The sequence below is a fragment of the Streptomyces tricolor genome (genome assembly GCF_002155905.1).
GTDB classification, from domain to species: Bacteria; Actinomycetota; Actinomycetes; order Streptomycetales; family Streptomycetaceae; genus Streptomyces; species Streptomyces tricolor.
Genome location: NZ_MUMF01000205.1, coordinates 1 through 1711, shown reverse-complemented (window position 1 = coordinate 1711; position 1711 = coordinate 1). Strand labels below are relative to the sequence as shown.

Below are 1711 nucleotides of genomic sequence, written 5' to 3'. Positions count from 1 at the left end.
CGTCCTCGGCGAGGTCGGCGAGGTCCACCCGCTGCGGCGGTTCGTTCTCCGACTGCCCGGCGGCGAGGTCGACCAGCTCGTTGACCAGGTCGGTCAGCTCCCTCGCCTCCTGGGAGAGGTCGGCGACCAGCTCCTCGCGCGTGGCCGGCGGGAGTTCGTCGATCCGCCGCAGCAGCGAGATGTTCGTACGGAGCGAGGTCAGCGGCGTGCGCAGCTCGTGCCCGGCGTCCTGCACCAGCCGCCGCTGGTCCTCCTCCGACTGCGCGAGCCGCCCCAGCATCCGGTCGAAGGCCCGGCCCAGCCGCCCCACCTCGTCCAGACCGGCCACCGGCACCTGGATGCCCAGCTGCCGGGTGCGGGCGACGTCCTCGGCGGCGGAGGTGAGGACGACCAGGCGGCGGGTGATCCGCCGGGCCAGCCACCATCCGAACAGCCCGGCCGCCACCACGACCGCCGCCATCAGGATGAGCGTGCGCTGCTGGAGCGCCCGCAGCAGGTCCTCGGTGTCGCTGAACTCCTGCGCGACCTGGACGGCCCCCCGCCCTTTGCCGAGCGAGACGGTGGCGATGCGGAACAGGTCCGCTTCCACCCGTACGTCCTTGTGCTGGACCACCCGGCCCGCGGTCCGCGCGACGGCCATGTCCCGGTCCTGGGGGGTGACCGGCAGCACCGGGCTGCCGTGGTCCATGATCTGCCCCTGCGGGCCGAGCACCTGCACGTCGGTGCGGGCGGGGCGGACCAGGTCGTGCCCGGGGCGGGAGGAGGAGAAGTCGTCCGGGCTCATCTCCTGCTGCCGGACCTCGTCCTGCACGTCGTGCACGACCTGCGTGAACACCGACTGCTGGTCGACGCGGACGAGCCGCGCGGCGGAGTTGTACGACAGGATGCCGACGAGGACGGTGACGGCGGCGGTGACGGCCGCGAAGGAGACCGCGAAGGTGGTGCGCAGCGAGACCAGCCTCGGCCGGGGCCCGGCCGGCAGCCGCCAGCGGCGGCCCACCTAGTCCTCCCGGAGCACGTAACCCACGCCCCGCACGGTGTGGATCAGCTGCGGGGCGCCGGGTTCGTCCAGCTTGCGGCGCAGGTAGCCGACGTAGACGGCGAGGTTCTTGGAGCCGGGGCCGAAGTCGTAGCCCCAGATCCGGTCGTAGATGGTGGAGTGGTCGAGGACGATGCCCGCGTTGCGTGCCAGCAGCTCCAGCAGCTCGAACTCGGTCCGGGTCAGTTCCAGCTCGCGCCGGCCGCGCCAGGCCCGGCGGGCCTGGAGGTCCATGCGGACGCCGGCGGCCTCCACGTGCCGGTCGGAGACCTGTGCCTCGCGTACGGGCCCCTCCGGGGTGCCGGTGGCCGCGGGCGCCGGGCCGCCGGTGCGGCGCAGCAGCGCGCGCAGCCGTGCGAAGACCTCCTCGACGTCGAAGGGCTTGACCACGTAGTCGTCGGCGCCGGCNNCGCCCTCGGCGCGCAGCACCCGGCAGACCTGGAGGCCGTCGATGCCCGGCATCATCACGTCGAGGACGAGCACGTCCGGCGGGTTCCTGTGCGCCTGCGCCAGCGCCTCCACACCGTCCGCGACCGCCGTCACCCGGTACCCCTCCAGCGTCAGCGCACGCTCCAGGGCATGACGGATGGCACGGTCGTCTTCGGCGAGCAGCACAGTCTGGGGCACTCCCTCAGTGTGCCAAGCCCCCCACCACCCCCCCCGGCCCCGATC

2 protein-coding genes are annotated in these 1711 nt (G+C 73.7%); both read right to left on the bottom strand.

Translation table 11 applies throughout. The features are described from left to right. The coding region (locus CCN44_RS15680; protein WP_086697983.1) for a histidine kinase dimerization/phospho-acceptor domain-containing protein at positions 1–1000 on the bottom strand (1000 nt) is incomplete at its 3' end. Further along, entirely contained in the window at positions 1001–1666 is a 666-nt protein-coding gene (locus CCN44_RS15675) for a response regulator transcription factor (RefSeq protein WP_086697982.1), read from the bottom strand. Between the last annotated feature and the right edge of the window lie 45 nt (positions 1667–1711).